Source organism: Alteraurantiacibacter palmitatis (genome assembly GCF_037154115.1).
GTDB classification, from domain to species: Bacteria; Pseudomonadota; Alphaproteobacteria; order Sphingomonadales; family Sphingomonadaceae; genus Alteraurantiacibacter; species Alteraurantiacibacter palmitatis.
Genome location: NZ_JBANRO010000006.1, coordinates 73,111 through 94,338 on the forward strand (window position 1 = coordinate 73,111; position 21,228 = coordinate 94,338).

Annotated in this window: 17 protein-coding genes; 14 read left to right on the forward strand and 3 right to left on the reverse strand. The window is 65.7% G+C overall.

The annotated features are described in order from the left end of the window. Nucleotides 1–8 precede the first annotated feature (8 nt). The 8 genes from hisG to WFP44_RS08600 all read left to right on the forward strand — a co-directional run bounded on the left by hisG (nt 9) and on the right by WFP44_RS08600 (nt 8,680). Nucleotides 9–680, forward strand: a complete 672-nt coding sequence (hisG, locus tag WFP44_RS08565; RefSeq protein WP_336926077.1) for an ATP phosphoribosyltransferase — start codon at nt 9–11, stop codon at nt 678–680. Continuing rightward, entirely contained in the window at nt 680–1,966 is a 1,287-nt protein-coding gene (hisD, locus tag WFP44_RS08570) for a histidinol dehydrogenase (RefSeq protein WP_336926078.1), read from the forward strand. Before hisG ends, hisD begins: the two co-directional genes overlap by 1 nt. Then, on the forward strand, nt 1,966–2,415 hold the full coding sequence (gene nusB / locus WFP44_RS08575; protein WP_336926079.1) for a transcription antitermination factor NusB: 450 nt from the start codon (nt 1,966–1,968) through the stop codon (nt 2,413–2,415). Before hisD ends, nusB begins: the two co-directional genes overlap by 1 nt. Beyond that, on the forward strand, nt 2,412–3,299 hold the full coding sequence (thiL, locus tag WFP44_RS08580) for a thiamine-phosphate kinase (RefSeq protein WP_336926081.1): 888 nt from the start codon (nt 2,412–2,414) through the stop codon (nt 3,297–3,299). The genes nusB and thiL overlap by 4 nt, the downstream gene beginning before the upstream one ends. Nucleotides 3,300–3,428: 129 nt before the next feature. Further along, nucleotides 3,429–5,528, forward strand: coding sequence for a sodium-translocating pyrophosphatase (locus WFP44_RS08585; protein WP_336926082.1), 2,100 nt, complete (start codon nt 3,429–3,431; stop codon nt 5,526–5,528). Nucleotides 5,529–5,744: 216 nt separating this feature from the next. Then, nucleotides 5,745–6,869 carry a GNAT family N-acetyltransferase gene (locus WFP44_RS08590; RefSeq protein WP_336926083.1) on the forward strand — a complete coding sequence of 375 codons (1,125 nt, stop codon included), beginning with the start codon at nt 5,745–5,747 and terminating at the stop codon, nt 6,867–6,869. Beyond that, on the forward strand, nt 6,866–7,750 hold the full coding sequence (locus WFP44_RS08595; RefSeq protein ID WP_336926084.1) for a transcriptional regulator: 885 nt from the start codon (nt 6,866–6,868) through the stop codon (nt 7,748–7,750). The genes WFP44_RS08590 and WFP44_RS08595 overlap by 4 nt, the downstream gene beginning before the upstream one ends. A gap of 27 nt (nt 7,751–7,777) precedes the next feature. Further along, nucleotides 7,778–8,680, forward strand: a complete 903-nt coding sequence (locus WFP44_RS08600; protein ID WP_419716505.1) for an acyl-CoA thioesterase — start codon at nt 7,778–7,780, stop codon at nt 8,678–8,680. On the opposite strand, the gene WFP44_RS08605 is transcribed toward WFP44_RS08600, so the two are convergent. Together WFP44_RS08605 and uvrC are read right to left on the reverse strand one after the other, a co-directional pair. Continuing rightward, nucleotides 8,681–11,398, reverse strand: coding sequence for a beta-glucosidase (locus WFP44_RS08605; protein ID WP_336926085.1), 2,718 nt, complete (start codon nt 11,396–11,398; stop codon nt 8,681–8,683). A 63-nt stretch (nt 11,399–11,461) separates the two neighbouring features. Further along, complete coding sequence (uvrC, locus tag WFP44_RS08610) at nt 11,462–13,453, reverse strand: excinuclease ABC subunit UvrC (RefSeq protein WP_336926086.1); 1,992 nt, start codon at nt 13,451–13,453, stop codon at nt 11,462–11,464. Between the two features lie 144 nt (nt 13,454–13,597). On the opposite strand from uvrC, the gene WFP44_RS08615 reads away from it, so the two are divergent. After that, nucleotides 13,598–14,737, forward strand: a complete 1,140-nt coding sequence (locus WFP44_RS08615) for a GGDEF domain-containing protein (protein ID WP_336926087.1) — start codon at nt 13,598–13,600, stop codon at nt 14,735–14,737. 40 nt (nt 14,738–14,777) lie between these two features. Beyond that, on the forward strand, nt 14,778–15,959 hold the full coding sequence (locus tag WFP44_RS08620; protein ID WP_336926088.1) for a BaiN/RdsA family NAD(P)/FAD-dependent oxidoreductase: 1,182 nt from the start codon (nt 14,778–14,780) through the stop codon (nt 15,957–15,959). Nucleotides 15,960–15,966: 7 nt separating this feature from the next. Here the strand turns inward: WFP44_RS08620 and WFP44_RS08625 are convergent, their stop codons facing one another. After that, entirely contained in the window at nt 15,967–18,936 is a 2,970-nt protein-coding gene (locus WFP44_RS08625) for a TonB-dependent receptor (RefSeq protein WP_336926089.1), read from the reverse strand. 228 nt (nt 18,937–19,164) lie between these two features. On the opposite strand from WFP44_RS08625, the gene infA reads away from it, so the two are divergent. From infA to WFP44_RS08645, 4 genes are read left to right on the forward strand one after another with little or no spacing between them, the layout of a single operon-like run. Continuing rightward, nucleotides 19,165–19,410, forward strand: a complete 246-nt coding sequence (gene infA, locus WFP44_RS08630; protein ID WP_336918702.1) for a translation initiation factor IF-1 — start codon at nt 19,165–19,167, stop codon at nt 19,408–19,410. Nucleotides 19,411–19,422: 12 nt separating this feature from the next. Next, nucleotides 19,423–20,010: a Maf family protein gene (locus WFP44_RS08635; protein ID WP_336926090.1), complete on the forward strand. Its 588-nt coding sequence runs from the start codon at nt 19,423–19,425 to the stop codon at nt 20,008–20,010. A gap of 4 nt (nt 20,011–20,014) precedes the next feature. Further along, nucleotides 20,015–20,977, forward strand: a complete 963-nt coding sequence (locus tag WFP44_RS08640) for a ribonuclease (protein ID WP_336926092.1) — start codon at nt 20,015–20,017, stop codon at nt 20,975–20,977. Then, nucleotides 20,974–21,144 (forward strand): DNA gyrase inhibitor YacG, encoded by a 171-nt coding sequence (locus tag WFP44_RS08645; protein WP_336926093.1) that lies wholly within the window; start codon nt 20,974–20,976, stop codon nt 21,142–21,144. The genes WFP44_RS08640 and WFP44_RS08645 overlap by 4 nt, the downstream gene beginning before the upstream one ends. Nucleotides 21,145–21,228 lie beyond the last annotated feature (84 nt).

The following is a 21,228-nucleotide window of genomic DNA, read 5'->3' on the forward strand; positions in this document are numbered from 1 at the left end:
CGCGGGCCATGACTGACCCTGCATCCCGCCCGCTGACCTTTGCCGTGCCCAAGGGCCGCATTCTTGACGAAGCGCTGCCCGTGATGGCGCGCGCAGGCGTGGTGCCGGAAAGCGCGTTTCACGACAAGGCCGACCGTTCGCTCTCTTTCGCCTGCGAAGACCCGGCGCTGCGCCTGATCCGCGTGCGCGCCTTCGATGTGGCGACCTTCGTTGCCTTTGGCGCTGCGGATATGGGCATTGTGGGATCAGATGTGATCGAGGAGTTCAACTACTCCGAACTCTACGCCCCGGTTGATCTGGATATCGGCCATTGCCGCCTGTCGGTGGCTGAGCCTGTCGATGGCGCGGGCGCAGCTGGCCCCTACAATGCCAGCCATTTGCGCGTGGCGACCAAATATCCCGGCATCACCAAACGCTGGTTCGAGGCTGCGGGCGTGCAGGCGGAATGCATCAAGCTGAACGGCGCGATGGAACTGGCGCCGTCGCTTGGCCTTTCAGGCCGGATTGTCGATCTGGTCTCCACCGGCAAGACGCTGGCACAGAACGGTCTCAAGGAAACGCAGGTCATCATGCAGATATCCGCGCGGCTGATCGTCAACCGTGTGGCGCTGAAAACCGATCCGCGCGTGGCCGCTTTGGTGGAACGATTCCGCGCCAATGCCGAAAAGGAAGCCGGCTGATGCAATTCCTGAGCACGGGCGAGCCCGATTTCGAGAAGCGCTTTGCCCGGATCGTCAACGACCGGCGCGAGAGCGACAAGGATGTGGCGGGCGTGGTGCAGTCCATCCTGGCACGCGTGAAGGCCGAAGGTGACGCCGCGCTGGCCGAACTCACCCGCCGGTATGACGGGTTCGATCCGCAAGTGGATGGCTGGCAGATCGGCCGCGATGTGTGCGAGGCCGCCTTTCACGATCTCGACCCGGTGCTGCGCGCCGCACTGGAAACCGCGGCGCAGCGCATCCGCGCCTATCACGAAGCGCAATTGCCCGAAAACCGCGACTATACCGACGCGGCGGGCGTGCGGCTGGGTGCGCGCTGGGGCGCAGTGGAGGCGGCAGGCCTTTACGTGCCCGGCGGCCGCGCGGCCTATCCTTCCAGCCTGCTGATGAACGCGATCCCGGCCAAGGTGGCGGGCGTCGATCGGCTGGTGGTGACAACCCCCACGCCCAAGGGGGAGGTCAACCCGTTGGTGCTGGCCGCGGCGCATCTGGCGGGCGTCGATGAAATCTGGCGCGTGGGCGGCGCACAGGCGGTTGCCGCGCTTGCCTATGGCACCGACATGATTGCGCCGGTCGATGTAATCACCGGGCCGGGCAATGCCTTTGTGGCCGAAGCCAAGCGCCAGCTCTACGGCGTTGTGGGCATCGACATGGTGGCAGGCCCCAGCGAGATTCTGGTTATTTCCGATGCCAAATCCGATCCGGACTGGATTGCCGCCGACCTGCTCAGCCAGGCGGAGCATGATCCCTCCTCGCAATCGATCCTGATTACCGATGACATGGGTTTTGCCCGGCTGGTGGAGGATGCGGTGGATGTGATGTGCGCCGGCCTTCCCACCAACCGCACCGCCCGCGCCAGTTGGGATGATCACGGCGTCATCATCGTGGTGGACGACCTGCTGGCCGAAGCCCCTGCGCTGGCCAACCGGCTGGCGGCAGAGCACGTGGAACTGGCGGTGGACGATCCCGAACCCTTGTTCGCCACCATTCGCCATGCCGGCAGCGTGTTTCTGGGGCGCCACACGCCCGAAGCGGTGGGCGATTATGTCGCCGGGCCGAACCATGTGCTGCCCACCGGGCGGCGCGCGCGTTTTTCCAGCGGGCTTTCGGTGCTGGATTTCATGAAGCGCACCAGCTTTATCGCGCTGGACGAGGCGGCCTTGCGCGCCATCGGCCCCGCTGCCGTGGCGCTGGCCGATGCAGAAGGGCTTCCCGCGCACGCCAAATCGGTGCAGGTGCGCCTGTAATGACCAAAGCTGCCCGCTCCACCGCCCGTTCCGCCGCCCGGCTTGCCGCCGTGCAGGCGCTGTATCAGCACCAGATGGAAGGCACGCCGCAAGCGCGCCTGCTCGACGAGTTCCACCAGCACCGTCTGGGCCGCGAGATCGAGGATGTGCATTACGCCGATGCCGAAGTCGCTTTCTTCGACGATGTGGTGATCGGCGCGATTGCCCGGCTGGAGGAGATCGACGCGCTGGTTGCCTCCAAGCTGGCCGAAGGCTGGACACTGGCCCGGCTGGACAAGACCATGGTGCAGATCCTGCGCGCAGGCACCTACGAACTGCTCGCCCGCGCCGATGTGCCCACGGGCGCGGCGATCAGCGAATATGTCGATGTCGCCCACGCCTTCTTTGACGAGCGCGAGGCGAAATTCGTCAACGGGGTGCTGGATGCCGTGGCGAAACAGGTGCGGTGAGCCGCGAGGCTGCCTTCATTCAATCACTGCGCGCAATCGCCCGCCACCCCGCCGCGCGCAATCTGGACGATGATTGCGCCGTGCTGGAATTGGGCAGCGAGACGCTGATCCTGACGCACGACATGATGGTGGAAGGCACGCATTACCTTCCCACCGCTACCCATGGCGCCGACATGGCCGACGTGGCGTGGAAGCTGGTCGCCACCAATCTGTCCGATCTGGCCGCCAAGGGTGCGCAGCCGCTCGGCGTGCTGGTGGGGCATATGCTGGGAACAGGTGACGACCGCTTTGCCGAAGGTTTGGCCGAGGTGCTGGCCCGCTATGATGTGCCGCTGCTGGGCGGCGATACGGTTTCGGGGAGCGGGCCGAAATCGCACGGCCTCACCGCCATTGGCCGCGCCACGCATACGCCAGTGCCTGCGCGCAGCGGGGCAAGGCCGGGTGATGCGGTGTGGGTCACGGGCACGCTGGGCCGGGCCATGCTGGGCTATGAAGCCTTGCGGAACGGGACAGCCGCGGACAGCAGCGCCTATCGCCGCCCGGTGCCTTTGCTGGCCGAAGGCCGCGCGCTTGCCCCGCGCGTCACCGCGATGATGGATGTGTCCGACGGGTTGCTGCTCGATGCGTTCCGGATGGCGCAGGCAAGCGGCGTGGCGATTGCGCTGGACAGCGCTTCGGTGCCGCTCGCTGCCCCGTCAAGGCCGCTCGACTGCATGACCTGGGGTGATGATTACGAACTGCTCTTCACCCTGCCCCCGGACACCTCGCCGCCTGTGCCGGCCACACGGATCGGCATTGTGGAGCCGCAGGGCTTTGCCCCGCTGTTTCTGGACGGGGAACCGCTGGTGAACCCCGAAGGCCTTGGATACGCCCACAATAGCTAGCAAGGCAGGGGCTATCCCCAGCCAATCCCTTTTGCCCTTGCGCCTGCCTCCCGTCACCGATAGCCCTATGCACTGCTGCGGACCCGGGAAAACCGGGCCGCTTTCTTCTGGGAAGGGGGTAAACGGGTCATGGACCTCGTTGTTGTATCAATCATTCTGGGGGCGCTGGCCGTGGTTTACGGCTTCGTCACCTCCCGCCAGGTGCTGGGCGCCGATGCGGGCTCTGCCAAGATGCAGGAAATCGCCGCCGCCATTCAGGAAGGGGCGCAAGCCTATCTGAAGCGGCAATATACCACCATCGCAGGCGTCGGCGTGGTGGTGGCCGTGCTGGTCTTCGTGTTCCTTGACGCGGTGGCCGCCGCCGGTTTCGTGATCGGCGCGATCCTTTCGGGCGTCGCGGGCTTCATCGGCATGAACATTTCGGTGAAGGCCAATGTGCGCACGGCGCAGGCCGCCAGCACCGGATTGCAGGCGGGCCTGACGATGGCCTTCCGCGCGGGCGCGATTACCGGCCTGCTGGTCGCGGGCCTTGCCCTGCTGGCGATTGCGGTGTTCTACTGGTATCTGACCGGCCCCGGCGGATACACGGTGGGCGGCGAAGATCGCCACGTGGTCGACGGCTTGGTCGGCCTCGCCTTTGGTGCCTCGCTCATCTCCATCTTCGCGCGCCTTGGCGGCGGCATCTTCACCAAGGCGGCCGATGTGGGCGCCGATCTGGTGGGCAAGGTCGAAGCGGGCATTCCAGAGGATGACCCGCGCAACCCCGCCGTGATCGCGGACAATGTGGGCGACAATGTGGGCGATTGCGCCGGCATGGCGGCCGATCTTTTCGAAACCTATGTCGTCACCGTGGGGGCCACCATGGTGCTCACCGCGCTGCTGCTGAAGGGTGCGGGCGATCTGCTTTCGCCGCTGATGGCGCTGCCGCTGCTGATTGGCGGCGTGTGCATCGTCACCAGCATCATCGGCACCTATTTCGTGAAGCTGGGCAAGAGCGGCCCCGGCGCAACGAATGTGATGGGCGCGATGTACAAGGGCTTCCTCGTGTCCGCCGTGCTGGCCATTCCGGCCATCTGGTTCGCCACCGATTATGCCATTGGCACCGCATCGGTCATTCCGGGCACTGAGTTCACGGGCCGGGCGCTGTTCTATTGCGCGCTGCTGGGGCTGGTCATCACCGGCCTCATCATCTGGATCACCGAATATTACACCGGCACGGCCTACCGCCCGGTGCGCAGCATCGCCAAGGCATCGGAAACGGGCCACGGCACCAATGTGATTCAGGGCCTCGCCATCAGCCTTGAAGCAACCGCCCTGCCCACCATCGTGATCGTGGCGGGCATTATCATCGCCTACAACATCGCCGGTCTGATTGGCATTGCCTATGGCGCAACCGCGATGCTGGCGCTGGCGGGCATGGTCGTGGCGCTCGACGCTTACGGCCCTGTTACCGACAATGCCGGCGGCATTGCCGAAATGGCCGGACTGGACGAGAGCGTGCGCGAAAAGACCGACCTGCTCGATGCTGTGGGCAACACCACCAAGGCCGTGACCAAGGGCTATGCCATCGGTTCGGCGGGCCTTGGCGCATTGGTGTTGTTTGCCGCCTATACCACCGACCTGAAGGAGTTCTTCCCCACGCTGACCGTCAATTTCAGTCTGGAGAACCCCTATGTCATCGTGGGCCTGCTGCTGGGCGCTTTGCTGCCCTATCTGTTCGGCGCCATGGGCATGACGGCGGTGGGCCGCGCGGCGGGCGATGTGGTGATCGACGTGCGCGACCAGTTCCGCAATGATCCGGGCATCATGGCGGGCACCAGCAAGCCCAACTATGCCCGCACGGTGGACCTCGTCACCAAGGCGGCGATCAAGGAAATGATCATCCCCAGCCTGCTGCCGGTGCTGGCCCCGGTGGTAGTCTATTTCGTGATCAACGCGGTAGCGGGGCAGGAAAACGCCTTTGCGGCCGTTGGCGCCTTGCTGCTGGGGGTGATCGTGGGCGGCCTTTTCGTGGCGCTTTCGATGACCGCCGGCGGCGGCGCGTGGGACAATGCGAAAAAGTTTATCGAGGACGGCAATCACGGCGGCAAGGGCAGCGAAGCCCACAAGGCTGCCGTGACGGGCGATACGGTGGGCGATCCCTACAAGGATACCGCCGGCCCGGCCGTCAACCCGATGATCAAGATCACCAATATCGTGGCGCTGCTGCTGCTGGCGGCGCTCGCCTGACATATAATTGTCATATTTTGGTCGCTTCCGCCCTGCCCGGCAAAATCGCCGGGCAGGGTTTTCTTTACCTTTTGCCTTAAGCCTTCCTTCGCTGCGCCGTCCTAAAAGTTAACGGACGGATGCAGGGGGCATCCGGGAAAAGGGTTAAGATCGTTGGCCGCATTTGCGCCATTTCCTGCGACAATTCTTACCGGCTCGCCAGCAAATCCTAAGAATGTGAGCGTTACCAGAAGCGCTCCCTTCGTGGAGGTGCGGCGCTGGGCCGATGCCGATTGCCCCCTTTTCCGCGCCGCGTGGGATGCGCTGGCCGCTGCGGCAGGCGAACCCAATCCCTTTTACGAAAGCTGGTATCTTCTTCCCTCGCTGCGGGCACTTGATCCGGCAGGCGAAGTCGCGCTGTTGTGCCTGCATGAAGCGGGGGGCGAACTGGCGGGCGTGATGCCGCTGCGCCTTTACCCCTCCTATTACGGTTATCCCCTGAAGCACTGGCGCAACTGGGTGCATGACCAATGCTTTTGCGGGCAGCCGCTGGTGGTGCGCGGGATGGAGCGGGTGTTCTGGCGCGCGGCACTGGAATGGTGCGATGCGAACAATTCGGGCGGCCTGTTCCTTCACCTGCTGCAAATGCCCGCCAGCGGCCCGTTGCATGATGCCTTGAAGGCCGAACTCGCCGCGCAAGGCCGCCCCGCGGCCACCGTGCTGGAGGAAAGGCGTGCGCTGATCGCCACGCAGGCGTCGCCCGAAGATTACCTCGCCGCCTCGCTGACGGGCAAGAAGCGCAAGGAATTGCGCCGCCAATACCGGCGCCTTGCAGAGATCGGCACGCTGGAGATCGTGCGCTGTCGCAGCGCGGAAGATATTGCCGCGTGGACCAACGCCTTCCTGGCGCTGGAAGCCGCGGGCTGGAAAGGCCGCGCCGGCTCTGCCCTGGCCGATGATCCGGCCCACGCAGCGCTGTTCCGCGAAAGCCTGCTGGAAGCCGCGCGGCGCGGGCGCGTGGAACGGCTGACCTTGCTGCTCGACCACCGGCCGATCGCGATGCTGGCGACCTTCCTTACCCCGCCGGGCGCCTATGCCTACAAGACGGCCTTTGACGAGGCCTTCGCCCGCTATTCGCCCGGCGTGCTGCTGCAATGCGAGGCGATGAATCTGGTGGCCGATCCGGCGATTGACTGGATCGACAGCTGTGCTGCGCCCGATCACGCGATGATCGATCACATCTGGCGCGAAAGGCGGCGCATGGCGCGCCACTCCATCGGCATCGGCGGCCCGCTGCGCCGCACCCTCTTCCGCCTGCTGGCATGGCGCGAGAACGGGCATTTGCCAGGGGGAATATCATGATGGAAAAGCCCATTGGGCGCCCTGCCGCACCGCGCCCTTCGGGTGATGTGTTCTGCCCGGCATCCCGTGCTGATTTCGCCGCCTCCTATCCCGAAGGTGCGCACACGCTGATGCACGAACTTGCAGGGCATCCGCTGCTGGAACTGGAAGCGCTGGCCCTGCTTGCCGAAAGCCTGCCTGCGGCCAGCATCGAGTATAATCGCGGCGATCTGCCGGTAGGGGTTGACGGAAAGCCGGGGCCAACCGGCCTTTCCATCGGCGAAACCATCCGCCGCGCGGAAACCAGCAACAGTTGGGCCGTGCTCAAGAATGTGGAGCAAAACCCGGCCTACCGTGCGCTGCTGCTCGACCTGCTGGACGAGTTGCGCCCGGTCATTGAACGGCGCACGGGCCGCATCCTCAAGCCGCAGGCTTTCATCTTCGTGTCCAGCCCCGATGCGGTCACGCCTTATCATTTCGACCCCGAGCACAACATTCTGATGCAATTGCGCGGGGAAAAGGTGATGACGATCTTCCCCGCCGGCGCCAGCCGCTTTGCGCCGGACGAGGTGCACGAAGGCTATCACCTTGGCGGTGGGCGCGAACTGGGCTGGAAGGACGAGTTCCGCCGCCACGGCGTGCCTTTCGAACTGGTGCAGGGGCAGGCAATCTATGTCCCTGTCATGGCACCGCATTTTGTGAAGAACGGGCCGCGTGTTTCGGTATCGCTGTCCATTACATGGCGCAGTGACTGGAGCTTTGCCGAAGCAGATGCGCGTGCTTTCAATGGTTTGCTGCGCAAGTGGGGTTTCAAACCCCGCCCGCCCAAACGGTGGCCGGGGCGCAACACTGCCAAGGCGCTGGCGTGGCGCCTGCTGCGCCGTTTGGTCCGCAGTGATTGACGAACGCGCCCTTGCCGCCCATTGGCAATGGCCATGTTGTCCCAGCGCCCGAATCCGACTCCGGAGGAACTCGTCGCCGACCTGATGCTGCTGCTCGATCTGGAGCCGCGCGGGGGTGATCTGTTCATTGGCCGTCGCCATCCCGAAGGCATGGGCCGCGTATTCGGCGGGCAGGCGATTGCGCAGGCCTTGGGCGCGGCGCGGCGCACGGTTCCGGCGGAACGCTACACCCATTCGATCCACGCCTATTTCCTGCGGCCGGGCAATGACGAATACCCCATCGAATTTCGGGTGAAGCGCGATCTGGATGGCCGCAGCTTTTCCAACCGCCGCGTGGTGGCCAGCCAGCGCGGGGAGCCGATCCTGAACCTGACCGCCAGCTTCCACCTTCCGCAGGAAGGGCTGTCGCATCAGGATGCGCAGATGCCCGATGTGCCGCCACCCGAAGCGCTGCGCCCCGATGCCGAAATCCGTCAGGAAGTAGCTGAAACACTGCCCGATGGCCCGATCAAGAAGCTGCTGCTGCGCCCGCGGGCGATTGATTTCCGCTCGGTGGAACCGCGCGACTGGCTCGACCCGCACGTGCGCGAACCGCGCGCACATTGCTGGTTCAAGACGGTGGGCCCGCTGCCCGATTACCGCCCGATTCACCGCGCGGTATTGGCCTATACTTCGGACTTCCAATTGCTCAGCACGGCGATCCAGCCGCATGGCCTTTCTATGCATATCGGCCAGGTGAAAGCCGCCAGCATCGATCACGCCGTGTGGTTCCATGGCGATTTCCGCGCCGATGACTGGTTGCTCTATGTCACCGACAGCCCGTGGTCGGGGATGTCGCGCGGCTTTGGGCGGGGGCAGATCTTCACCCGCGATGGTCGCCTTGTCGCCAGCGTGGCGCAGGAAGGGATGATGCGGCCTACGGGTCGCTGATCACGGGGCGCTGAAATCAGCGGGCAGCGTTATCTGCCCTTCCCACACCGGATCACGCGCCGATGTGCCCAGCCGTAGGGCATAGGTTCCCGCCGCCAGCCGCCATTGCCGCGCCGCGCTGTCCCAATGGCGCAGTTCGCTCAGCGGCACGCGGATCGTGTGCGATTGCGCTTCGCCCGGACCAAGGCGCAGGCTGGCAAAGCCCTTGAGCTGCCACGGTGGCGAACCAGCGCCCGCAGGCAAGCCGACATACAGCTGTGGCACGGCCGTTCCCGCGCGCGTGCTGCGGTTGGCAAGGCGAAGTTGCACCTCCAGCTCCTGCCGATCGGCAGAAAGGCGAGCGCCCAGCACCTCCATCCCGATATCGGCATAGGACAGGCCGTAGCCGAAGGGGAACAGCGGCTCCTGCCCCGCCGCGTCGAAGAAGCGATAGCCGACGAACACGCCTTCATCATACAGCGCATCGCCCAGCGCGCCGGTGACAGGGTCGATCAGGCCGGGCATCTGATAGGGCTTTGTGCCCGCGCCCTGCGTCGCATCGGCAGGGAAGGTTATGGGCAAGCGGCCGCCCGGATCGCGATCACCGAACAGCAGCCCCGCCACTGCCGGGCCAAAGGCATCGCCGGGGTGCCACATCGCCAGAACGCCCGCCACATCATCCAGCCACGGCATCGCCACCGGCCCACCGGTGTTGAGCACCACCACGGTGCGCGGATTGACGGCGGCAACGGCAGCAATCAGCCGATCCTGATCGCCCTGAAGCGACAGGCTGATCCGGTCCATCCCCTCGCCCACCAATTCGCCTGCAAACACCACCGCAACATCGGCCGCACGCGCCGCTTCCACTGCTTGAGCGATCAGATCGTCGGGTCCCGCATGGCCGAAACGCAGGGTGAGCCCCATTTCCATCCCAAACATCGCCATCCGCTCGGCACGCAAGGCGGCGCGCGGTGTGTAGTCGATGCGGATTTCGACCGGCTGGCCCGCACGCAGTTCGACATTGGCAAAAATGGCATTGCCGAAATCGGCGTGCTCGAACGTGCCCACCTCCTTGCCGTCGATCCACAGCCGCGCGCTGCCCGATCCGTGCAGGGTGAATCGGTGGACGCCGCCCGTCGCGGGCGTAAAGCTGCTGTCATAGCGCACCGACCACTGGTTGCGCCCCGGCAGGCCCGCCGGTGCAGCGGCGAGCGCGGGATCGGCCACTACGGCCTCGCCCAGCAATTCCCCGGCAAAACCCAGATCGGCGCTGGCGTAATAGCGGGCGCGAAATCCCGCCTGCCCGCCTGGCGCGGTAAACTGCGCGGGGTCAGGCGGAGGCAAGGCAGAAAGGCCCAGCGTGCCGGGCGCATAGTTTACCGCTACGCCATCCCCTGCTCTCGCCGCAATTGCCGGGAACGCGGGCGCGAAATGCGCCGCCTCCACGAAAGGCGAGCCTTGCAGCGCCACCACCGCCGCCTCGCTCGCCTGCGGGCCGATCACCGCGATGGAACGGACATCCGGCCCCAGCGGAAGCACGCCGCCCGCATTGCGCAGCAGAACAGCGCCCGCCGCGATGATATCCGCCGCGGCCGCGCGGTGGGCGGGTGTGGAGACATTGTCGGCCATGCGCACCGGCGGATTGTCATACAGGCCCAGCCGGAAATGCGGGATCAGGCGGCGCAGCACCATGTCGTCAATGCGGGCCATCGGCACTTCGCCATCCCGCACCGCATCCGCCAGCGGCTTTTCGTGGGCGAGCGCGGCGTTGAAGGTGCTCGGCCCCCACGATCCGCTGTCGAGGCCCGCCAGAACAGCGCGGGTGATCGATCGCTGCGCGCTTGGGAAGTCCGGCCCGACATAGCCATCAAAGCCCCATTCGACTTTCAGAATATCAAACAATTGCGGATGCTCGCAGGCGAACACGCCGTTGATGCGCGGGAAGCTGCACATCACCCCGCCCGCGCCGCCGCGCCGCACGGCGGCTTCGAAACCGGGCAAGTAGATTTCCCGCATCGCCCGTTCGGACACGATATTGTTGCCCACCGGGCCAGAGCCGGAAGGCTGGTCGCCCACGCGGCCTGCATCCTGCGAATAGACGGCGTAATGCTTCATCATGGTCAGCACGCCGCCTTCAGTCAGCGCGCCCACTTGCGCGGCGGCCATTTCGGCGGTGAGGAAGGGGTCTTCACCCATGCTTTCGGCAAGGCGACCGAACCGCCAGTTGCGGGCAATGTCGTAGGCCGGGCCAAGGATCGTGCCGGTGCCCGCCGCACGGAATTCCGCCGCCACTATGCGCCCGTAAAGCGCCGCGATCTCCGGGTTGAAGCTGGCCGCCACGGTCAGCGGCGCGGGCATGGCGGTGGCGACCGCGCCGCGCGTCAGCCCCGCCGGGCCATCCGCACCCGCAATCACAGGCAGGCCCAGTTCGCGCGCCACATCGCGCACTTGCGGTGCGTTTTCATCCGCGCCCACATCAAGGCCGTAGCTGAGGCCGCCGAGGAACAGCAGCTTCTCCTCCAGCGTAGCAAACTGGCCGAGGACGAACCGCGCGCGGCATTCGGGGGAATAGCTGGTGTTCCACCACGGGGCAGCTTCGCCCGGTTCAGCGCCGCAATCCGCGCCTTGCGTTGCCCAGATTTCGGCCGAAGCAGAGGTTTGCGCATGGACTGGAACACACAGCGACACAAAGGCACCCAACGCTGCCGAAGCAGCCAAAGCCTTCACCAAACGCGCCATACGCCGATCCTCCCCACAGTAACGGGCGTTATAATCACGAAGAGCCGCAGGTCAAACCGCCGATCACCCGCCCGGATGGTAGAAATCGTAGATCGCTTGCGCCACGCTTTCACTCACCCCTGGCACCCGCTTCAGATCATCGAGCGCGGCGGCGCGCACTTTGCTGGCGGTGCCGAAATGCAGCAGCAGCGCGCGCTTGCGCGCCGGGCCGATGCCGGGAATCTCGTCCAGCGGGCTGGCAGTTATCGCGCGGCTGCGCTTGTCGCGGTGCGCGCCGATGGCAAAGCGGTGCACCTCGTCACGCAGGCGCTGGGCGAGGAAAAGGACCGGCGAATTCGTCGGCAGCGTCTTTTCGCGCCCATCGGGGAAATGGAACACCTCGCGCCCTTCGCGCCCGTGATGCGGCCCCTTGGCAATGGCGATTAAGGGCACGTCCTCGATCCCCATTTCCTCCAGCGTGTCGCGCACCGCGCTCATCTGCCCCTTGCCGCCGTCGATCAGCACCAGATCGGGCCACATACCGCCCGCACGATCCGGATCTTCCTCCAGCACGCGGGCAAAGCGGCGCTGCATCACTTCGCGCATCATCGCAAAGTCATCGTTCGTCTGTGCGGCCTTGATGTTGAACTTGCGATACTGGTTTTTCAGGAAGCCTTCCGGCCCGGCCACCACCATCGCGCCCAGCGCCTTGGTGCCCTGGATATGGCTGTTGTCGTAGATTTCGACGCGCGCCGGCACATCGGACAGTTCGAGAAACTCGGCCAGCTCGCGCCAGGTCTTGGCCTTCGTTCCGCTTTCGGCCAGCCGCCGCTCCAGCGCTTCTGTCGCATTGCGGCTGGCCTGCGCCATCAGGCGGCGGCGGTCGCCGCGTTGTGGCACCGAAATCTCGACCTTGCGGCCCGCCAGTTCCCCGAGCGCCTGTTCGAGCAAGGCGCAATCGGGCAATTCGCGGTCCACCAGCACCATGCGCGGCGGGGGCACTTCTTCGTAGAATTGCATGAGCACGCGGGCGAGCACCTCGTCCTCGGCCACATCCTGCGTATGCGCAGGGAAGAAGGCGCGGTGGCCCCAGTTCTGGCCGCCGCGTATGAAGAAGCTCTGCACCGCGATCGTGCCGCCCTTTGCCGCCAGCGCGAAGACATCGGCATCGCCCACCCCTTCGGCATTGATCGCCTGCGTGCCCTGGATGAAAGTCGCGGCGCGCAGCCGGTCGCGCAGCATGGCGGCGGTTTCAAAATCAAGCGCTTCGGCGGCGGCGGCCATCTGCGCTTCGATGCGGCGCTGCACCGCGTCGCTCTTGCCGGACAGGAACTCCTTCGCCTCGGCCAGCAATTCGTCATAGCCCGCCTTGTCGATCCGCCCGACGCAGGGGGCCGAGCAGCGCTTGATCTGGTAAAGCAGGCACGGCCGGTCACGCCGGGAAAAGAAGCTGTCGGTGCAGCTTCGCAGCAGGAACAGCTTTTGCAGCGCGTTGATCGTGGTGTTCACGCTGCCCGCGCTGGCAAAGGGGCCGTAATAGGCGCCCTTGTGCCGCCGCGCGCCGCGGTGCTTCATGATGCGGGGAAAATCATGCCCGTCGCGCAGCAGGATGAAGGGGAAGCTTTTGTCATCGCGCAGCAGCACATTGTAAGGCGGGCGGAACCGCTTGATGAACTGCGCTTCGAGCAGCAGCGCCTCGGCTTCGGAATTGGTGGTGACGATTTCCATGCTGCGCGTCTGGCTGACCATGCGCTGCAACCGGTTGGTGAGGTTTGCGACCTGCGTGTAATGCGCCACCCGGTTCTTCAGCGCGCGCGCCTTGCCGACATAGAGCACATCGCCGCGCGCATCGAGCATCCGGTACACGCCGGGGCGCGGTTTCAGCGTCTTTACCACATTGCGGATCGCCTCCACCCCGGCGGCCAGGTCGGGCTTGTCGCCCGCGCCCGAACCGCCACGCACCGTGCTGGCGGCGCGTTCCTCGTGGAAGCGTTCCTTGCCGCGCGGATCAAATGGCCTTCCGGACTTGGTGTCGGAACGGCTTTCGGCGCGGTTTTCGGGCGGGGTTTCGGACATGGCCCGCCACAGATAGGCAGGCCGCGCGCGCCGCACAATCGCCCGGCGGCAACATCTCCCCCACCCGCTGCGCCGCAGGTTGCACAAAACCTATGGAATCGCGCGTAACTGAAAGCGCGCCGCAACCCCGCCGTTCTGTGCGGCATGACCTACGCATCCCCATATCCCGAAATGCCTGACAACACGGGCGGATTGCTCAGCTGGCTGGGCTTTGGCCGCCAGCCGCGCCCGGCCGAAATACCGTCCGTCCCGTCCGTCCCGGTGGCGGATGATGCGTCGCAGCGCGCGCGGCGCCATCTGCTCGAACAGGTCAGCGCCTTCCTGCTGGAGAACGGGCTGGAAGTGACCGCGCAGAATCTGGTGACCGCGCACGGCATCTTCTCGGGCCTCAATCCAGGTCTGCGACGGCAAGTGCAGGCGAAGCGCGAAAGCGGTTGCCCGATCACGCAGGCCTGGCTGGACCGGGCGAGCGCCAATGATGCACTCGACGGAGACCAGTTCGTGAAGCAACTGGTCAGCCAGCTGGAACAGGGCATTGCCAGTTTCTCGCGCTCCACCAGCAATGCCCGCTCGGCCACGCGCACCTATGGCGATGCGCTGGCGCAGCACGTCGGCGAATTGGAAGCCGCCCCGCCCGATGCCGGAACGATCATCACCGAACTGGCGCAATATGCCCGCGCCATGCTCGAACGGTCGCGCAAGGCGGAGGCGGAACTGCGCCAATCCGAGCAGGAAGCCGCCAGCCTGCGCCGCAATCTGGACCGCGCGCGGCGCGATGCAGAAGTCGATTTCCTGACCGGCCTGCCCAACCGCCGGGCCTTCGAATCCGCGCTGGAACGGCACCGCAGTGAAGCGGCGGAAATGGGCGAGCCCTTGTGCGTGGCTTTTTGCGATATCGACCACTTCAAGCTGGTCAACGACACGCACGGCCACGAAGCGGGCGACCGCATTTTGTGCGTGGTGGCCAAGACGCTGTCGCAGATTTCGGGCGAGAAATGCCACATCGCGCGCCACGGCGGCGAGGAATTCGTGATGCTGTTTCGCGGATTATCGACCGAAGAAGCCTTTGAACTGCTCGACAATGCCCGCGCCGAACTGGCTGCGCGCAAGCTGGTGAACCGGCGCACGGAATTGCCGTTTGGGCAGGTGACATTCTCGGGCGGGATTGCCGATGTCTTTGCCTATGCCGATGCACGGCTGGCGCTGGCGGCGGCGGACGAGGCGCTCTATCGCGCCAAGGAAGCGGGTCGCAACCGCATCATGCTGGCCAAGAAGGAAGGCTGACAGGCTTTCGCAGGCGGACAAACGCCCCTAACGGCAGGGCATGGCCGAAACTTTTGATGCGATTATTCTGGGCGGCGGGGCGGCGGGTCTGTTCTGCGCTGCCGTGGCCGTGCAGCGCGGGCGAAATGTGCTGGTGCTCGAAAAAGGGGAGCGCGTGGGCGCGAAGATCCTGATTTCGGGCGGCGGGCGCTGCAATTTCACCAATATCGGGGCGGGGCCGGGCAATTACCTGTCGGCCAATCCGCATTTCTGCAAATCGGCGCTGAGCCGCTACACCCCGCGCGACTTCCTCGATCTGGTGGAACGGCATGGGATTGCCTGGCATGAAAAGACGCTGGGGCAATTGTTCTGCGATGGCAGCGCAAAGCAGATCGTGGAAATGCTGCTGGCCGAATGTGCCGCCGGGCCGGGCTTGGGCGATATTCGCTGCCATCAGCATATTGCCTCGGTAGGGCGGGACGAGGCGGGCTTTACCGTCACCACGCAGGACGGCGTGTTCACGGCGCCCCGGCTTGTCATCGCCACCGGCGGGCCGTCGATTCCCAAGATGGGGGCGAGCGATTTCGCCTACCGTCTGGCGCGGCAATTCGGCCTCAAGGTGGTGGAACCGCGCCCCGCGCTTGTTCCGCTGACACTGGGGGGCGAGGAAGTGCTGTTCCGCGAATTGTCAGGGGTCGCCGCCCCGGTGGAAGCGCGCGCCAACAAGGCCGCCTTCCGCGAGGCGGCGCTGTTCACGCACAGGGGATTGTCGGGCCCGGCGATCCTGCAGGTTTCCAGCTACTGGAAGCCGGGCGATCCGGTGGAGGTGAACCTGTTGCCCGATGCCGCGCCCGATTGGCTGCTGGCTGCCAAGCGCGCGCGCCCCTCCGCCACTTTGCGCACGCTGCTGCGCGAGGAATTGCCGCAGCGTCTGGCCGATGTGCTGGCCGACCAACTGGGTATCGGCACTGATCTGGGCAATGCGCCCGACAAGGCGCTGCGCGCGGCGCAGGAACGGCTGGCGCGCTGGCGGTTTCATCCCAATGGCACCGAAGGCTATGCCAAGGCCGAAGTTACCGCCGGGGGCATTTCCACCGCCGAACTGTCCTCGCAAACCATGGAAGCGCGCCGCGTGCCCGGCCTGTTCGCCATTGGCGAGGCGGTGGATGTGACCGGCTGGCTGGGCGGTTACAACTTCCAGTGGGCCTGGGCGAGCGGGTTTGCCGCTGCCCAAGCCCTCTGAAAGCGGATCAGAACAACTTCCGGAACTCGATCTCGAAGCTGCGGCCCACCGGATCGATCAGGAACGGCTGATACCGCAGCGGCACCAGGCCGGCGCTGTCGGTCACGCGCTGGCGGGCGTTGAAGATGTTGTCGACATCGAAGCTGATGCGCGATCCCGCCAGGAAGGGTATCGCCTCCACCAGCTTTGTCCGCTGGCCCAAATCGACGAAGCTGCGCACATTCAGCGTGAAATAATCGTTGAATGTCAGATCGGTGCTGCCCGGAAGGCCCGTGCCGTTGATGCGCGATTTGCCCGTATAGGTGCCGTTCCAGATCAGGCCATAGCCGTTGTAGAACGTGCCCACACGCAGATTGCCGCTGTGCCGCGCCTGCCCGCCGCCCGACAGCGCATCGCCATCAAGCAGGTCGAGAACCGGGCCACCCGGCGCGATCAGCACGTCGTTGCGCAATTCCAGATTGTATTGCAGGTTCACGAACCAGCGTCCCGCCGCGCCGCCGCCGCCGCCGCCGAAGCGGCCCATGCCGGGGATGCCGCCGCCACCGCCACCAAAGCCGCCTGCACCGGCAGGGGGGCCGCCAGCCGGAGGGCCCGCTGCCGGGGGCGCGCCCGCCGGGGCACCACCCATCGCAAAACCGCCGCCCGCGGCCGGCGCCTGTGCCGGATCGGCGCAGGCCTGTTCCCGCAGATTGGCAAACTCCTGCTCGTCGATCACGCCGTCCTCGCCCGCGAGCCGTTCGAGCAATTGCGGCGGGAAATTGACTGGCTGGCCGTTCGCATCGCGCGGAGGCTCTCCGCCGCTGGCCGCCGCCCGGATCGCCGCGTTCAGCTGTGTGCGCAGCAGCGTTCCATCGCCTTCGCAGAAGGTCGCGCGCATCCGGGCCACCGCTTCAGGGTTGGGGCGGAAGCCCGCGGGCGGGCCATTCGTGCCCATGCCGGTTCCCGCAGCCGCAGGGGCACCCGGCATCCCGGCAAAGCCCCCGACAGCGCCGCCCACCGGCCCACCCGCAGGCCCACTCGCAGGCGCACCGCCGCTCCGCCCGGCGGGAGCGCCGCCACCTTGCGGGGCCGCCGTCCCGATCTGGCCGGAGACGTTAAAGCCGAACTGCAGCCGTTCCTCCTCGCGGGCGGCAAGCGTGATCGGCCGCTGATCGATCTGCACCAGATTGCCCGCCAGATCGCGCGTGACGCGGCTCGGAAAAGCCGCTTCGATCGCTGGCGTCAACACCGGGAAAGCCGCTGCCACATTGCGCGAGGAATTGCGCAGGTAATCGACCGAGAAGCGCGCATTTTCCAGGAACGGCAAGGCCCATTGCGCGCCCAGCTTCCAGTCCTTCTGGCTTTGCGCAGGCAGCAGCGGATTGCCGCCCGAAATCACGGTAACCAGCACCGTTTCGTTGTTCACCAGATCGAATACCGGCACGTTCAGCGTGGCGATTTCGGGATTGCCCAGCTGGCCCAACGATGGCGCGGCATCGCGGTCCACATAGGTAGCGCTGAGCGTCAGCGTTTCGGTGATGCCCCATGAGAGGCCAACATTCCAGTCATACAGCGTGCCGAAATCGGAAAGATGATCGATCCCCGCGCCTGCGTTGAAGCTGATATCGCCCAGCGCCGCGCCGAAATCCTCGGCCCGGCTGGTGATGGGGACAGTGATATTGGCACCGCCATTCACATTGCCGCGCTTCAGCAGTGTCTGCGGGCCGGGATTGCGTGTGTCCTCGCTCTCGATCCGGTTCCAGTTGTATCCGGCGTCCACGGTAACACTGACATCGCCGCCCGGCAGATAAAGCGGCCTTCCCCGCAGCGTGGACAGCGTGTTGGCGGTGGTGGTGCTGGTGCGCGCTTCGTCAAACCCGGCATCGGCAAATGTGCCCAGATCGGCATCGAGCGCCAGCGTGCCATTCGCCGCAGCCGCCACCAGCGCCGCGGTGTTCACGCGGCGCTGAATGGCGCTGTTGGAATTGGACCTGCCGACATCGGCCGTGGTGATCACCTCCCAATCGCCCAGATTGAGTGTGAGGGTTGCCGCACTGGCATAAGAGGTAGAGCGGTTGTCCACGCTCAAGGGATCATCCGCGTTGAAGCTGCGCAGCACCGAATTGCCATCGGGATCGGTCAGCAACACGGTATCAAGACCCTGCAGGCGCAGGCTGTCATCCCGTTCGAACGTGGCATTGACGGCCAGCGAATGATCCGCACCCAGCTTGGTCGACCAGTTCAGCGTGGCTTCCACGCCCGCGCTGTCCGCCACCAGGCTGCGGTAGAGCGCCGGATCGGGATCGGTCGCCAGATCGGGCACCCCGCCCGACTGGATCACGCCGCGTTCCGCCTCGGTCAAAGTGCTCGAATTGTTCCAGCCCAGATTGATGTTGAGCCGCGAATCCCCGGCAATCCGCAGATAGGTGGCTTCCAGATCCTGTGTGGAATAGCCGCCGTCGAAAGGCTGGCCGTAATCACCCTCGATCTCAAAACTGGCATAACTGCGTTTCAGGATCACATTGATCACGCGCTGATCGGCGGAATAGCCATAGCGCAGCGCCACTTCCTCCGGGAAAACCTCGAACTTCTCGATCGCTTCGGGCGGATAGCTGCGCAATTCGCGGAAGGACCCGATGCGCACGCCGTTGACCAGGATCACCGGAAAGCCGCCGCCGCGCCCGCGCGCGCTGGTCACCTGCGGGCCCAGCGCCTGAATCAGATCGGCGATGGAGCTGGCGCCATAGGCCGCAATGTCCGCCTCGCCCAGTTCCAGCAGCGCCGGCTGGGGCGCGTCGACCTGACCGATCAGCCGCGAGCCGAGCACGAAAATGGTGTCGCTGTCGAACGTGTCCGCCTCTGCCGGCTGAGTGGAGGAAGCGCCGTCCTGCGCGGTAACCGGCGCGTCACTGGCCTGAGCAAGGGCTGCCGGGGAACAAGGCAGGGCGATCAGGCCGATGGCGAGCGCACGAAGGCTGGAGGAGGCAGACAGACGCAAGACAAAACTCCCTCAAGATAGCAGCATCCTTCCCCCCGCCGGGCATATGTGCCGCACTGCACAAAGGCACAAGCCACGCCGGGGTAATAAAGTGTCGCACCTGTCGCGTTGATGTATTAGGGCAGCAAGCCGCTACCGCACGTTATCCGTATCGCCCCTTTCCTTTTGCCGCGCCTGCGGCTATGGCGCCCGGCTTGAACGGCAATTGCAATCGGAACCGGATATTACATGGCGAAAGAAGAACTCCTCGAAATGCGCGGCAGGGTGGTGGAATTGCTGCCCAACGCGATGTTCCGGGTAGAGCTTGAAAACGGCCATGAAGTGCTGGGCCATACCGCCGGCCGTATGCGCAAGAATCGCATCCGCGTGCTGGTGGGGGACGAAGTTCTGTGCGAACTGACGCCCTACGACCTGACCAAGGCGCGCATCACTTACCGCTTCATGCCGGGACGCGGCGGCCCCGGCCCGCAATAAGCGGGGGCCGGCATGGCCACCCTGCCCGAACAGCCTGCGCTTATCCTGGCATCCGCCAGCCCGCGCCGCCGCGACCTGCTGGCGCGTCTCGGCATTGATCCGCAGCACATCTGCGCCGCCGATATCGACGAAACGCCGCTGAAGGCCGAATTGCCGCGTGTCTACGCGCAGCGCATGGCACGCGAGAAGGCGCAAGCTGCCGCCGATCCCAACGCTTTCGTGCTGGCGGGCGACACAGTGGTTGCCTGCGGGCGCCGCATCCTGCCCAAGGCGGAGGACGAAGCGACCGCGCGCGCCTGCCTCCAGCTGCTGTCGGGCCGCCGCCACACGGTGCTCTCCGCCATCGCCCTGCGCGCACCCGATGGAACGATGCGCGAACGGCTGAGCGAAACCAAGGTGCGCTTCAAGGGGCTGAGCGAGGCCGAAATTGCCGCCTATATCGCCAGCGGCGAATGGCAGGGCAAGGCGGGCGGATACGCCATTCAGGGCCGTGCCGAGGGATTGATTGCGTGGATCGCGGGCAGCCATTCGGGCGTGGTGGGCCTGCCGCTGTTCGATACGCGCGCCTTGCTCAAATCGGCGGGCTTCCCAATTGGCTAGGGCGATGGGGGCTAACTGGCTGATCGAGGACGGTATTGGCGAGGAGCGCGCACTTCTGGTCGAAAACGGGCAAGCGCTGGCAGCTGCCGTGCGCTGGCCGGGCGAACTGGAAGCGGGTTTGATCGAGGACGCCTTGCTCGTCGCCAAACCCCGCACATCGCCGCGCGGGCGGGCGCGCTTTGCCAGCGGCGAGGAAGCACTGGTCGACCGCCTGCCGCCCTCCGCCAGCGAAGGCGCGCGCCTTCGGCTGCAAGTGACCCGCAGCCGCATGGGCGAAGGGCGCCGCGTCAAGCTGGCGCAGGCCCGGCCCACACAGGCCGAACCGCGCCCCGCCCCCACTTTGGCCGAGCGGACGGGCGGACGCCTTGTTCGGCGCTTTCCTGCCGGCCTGTGGGAAGATGTGCTCGACGATGCGCGCGAAGGTCTGGTCACCTTTGCTGGCGGCTCGCTCATCCTGACGCCCACCCCGGCAATGACGCTGGTGGATGTGGATGGCACGCTGCCCCCGCGCGCGCTGGCGCTCGCTGCCATTGACCCGCTGGCCGCTGCGATTGCGCGGATGGGACTTGGCGGGGTGATCGGCATCGATTTCCCCACGCTGCAAGCCAGGGACGATCGCAAGGCGGTGGACGTCAATCTGGAAGCCGCACTGGCCGATTTCGATCACGAACGAACCGCGATGAACGGCTTTGGCTTTGTGCAATTGGTGGCGCGGCTCGAACGCCCATCCCTTCTGCACCGCGCCGCGTTTGATCCGGCGGGCTTCGCCGCGCGCGCGCTGCTGCGACAGGCCGAAATGCTGGATGGTGGGGGCCGCATCGAGCTTGCCGCGCATCCCGCCGTGCTGGCGCGCATCGGGGCAGACTGGCAGGCCGAACTGGCGCGGCGCAGCGGGCGGCAAGTGGTTCTGCGCGAGGCGGCAGGCCTTGCGATCAGCGGGGGCCATGCCCAACTGATCGCCATATGACCGCCGCTTCCCGCCCCTGCCCCATCTGCCGTGCCCCGCGAATCGAACAATTCGCACCCTTCTGCTCGCAGCGCTGCCGCGACCGCGATCTGGCGCGCTGGTTTTCCGATTCCTATGCCGTGCCGGGAGAGCCGGTCAGCCCGGATGATCTGGCAGGTAAGGATTAAAGCCCCAACGCTTCGGTGAAAGGAGTGGTGCCCAGGGGCGGGTGTGAATTGTTTTGATAGGCATCTGTAAACTCACCCTCATTT

Coding starts and splice junctions, on each gene's coding strand:
- WFP44_RS08595 (WP_336926084.1), top strand. CDS start 6,866: ATGATGGAAAAGCCCATTGGGCGCCCTGCCGCACCGCGCCCTTCGGGT.
- WFP44_RS08600 (WP_419716505.1), top strand. CDS start 7,778: ATGGCCATGTTGTCCCAGCGCCCGAATCCGACTCCGGAGGAACTCGTC.
- WFP44_RS08585 (WP_336926082.1), top strand. CDS start 3,429: ATGGACCTCGTTGTTGTATCAATCATTCTGGGGGCGCTGGCCGTGGTT.
- infA (WP_336918702.1), top strand. CDS start 19,165: ATGGCGAAAGAAGAACTCCTCGAAATGCGCGGCAGGGTGGTGGAATTG.
- WFP44_RS08605 (WP_336926085.1), bottom strand. CDS start 11,398: ATGGCGCGTTTGGTGAAGGCTTTGGCTGCTTCGGCAGCGTTGGGTGCC.
- hisD (WP_336926078.1), top strand. CDS start 680: ATGCAATTCCTGAGCACGGGCGAGCCCGATTTCGAGAAGCGCTTTGCC.
- WFP44_RS08645 (WP_336926093.1), top strand. CDS start 20,974: ATGACCGCCGCTTCCCGCCCCTGCCCCATCTGCCGTGCCCCGCGAATC.
- nusB (WP_336926079.1), top strand. CDS start 1,966: ATGACCAAAGCTGCCCGCTCCACCGCCCGTTCCGCCGCCCGGCTTGCC.
- WFP44_RS08640 (WP_336926092.1), top strand. CDS start 20,015: ATGGGGGCTAACTGGCTGATCGAGGACGGTATTGGCGAGGAGCGCGCA.
- WFP44_RS08615 (WP_336926087.1), top strand. CDS start 13,598: ATGACCTACGCATCCCCATATCCCGAAATGCCTGACAACACGGGCGGA.
- hisG (WP_336926077.1), top strand. CDS start 9: ATGACTGACCCTGCATCCCGCCCGCTGACCTTTGCCGTGCCCAAGGGC.
- WFP44_RS08635 (WP_336926090.1), top strand. CDS start 19,423: ATGGCCACCCTGCCCGAACAGCCTGCGCTTATCCTGGCATCCGCCAGC.
- WFP44_RS08620 (WP_336926088.1), top strand. CDS start 14,778: ATGGCCGAAACTTTTGATGCGATTATTCTGGGCGGCGGGGCGGCGGGT.
- uvrC (WP_336926086.1), bottom strand. CDS start 13,453: ATGTCCGAAACCCCGCCCGAAAACCGCGCCGAAAGCCGTTCCGACACC.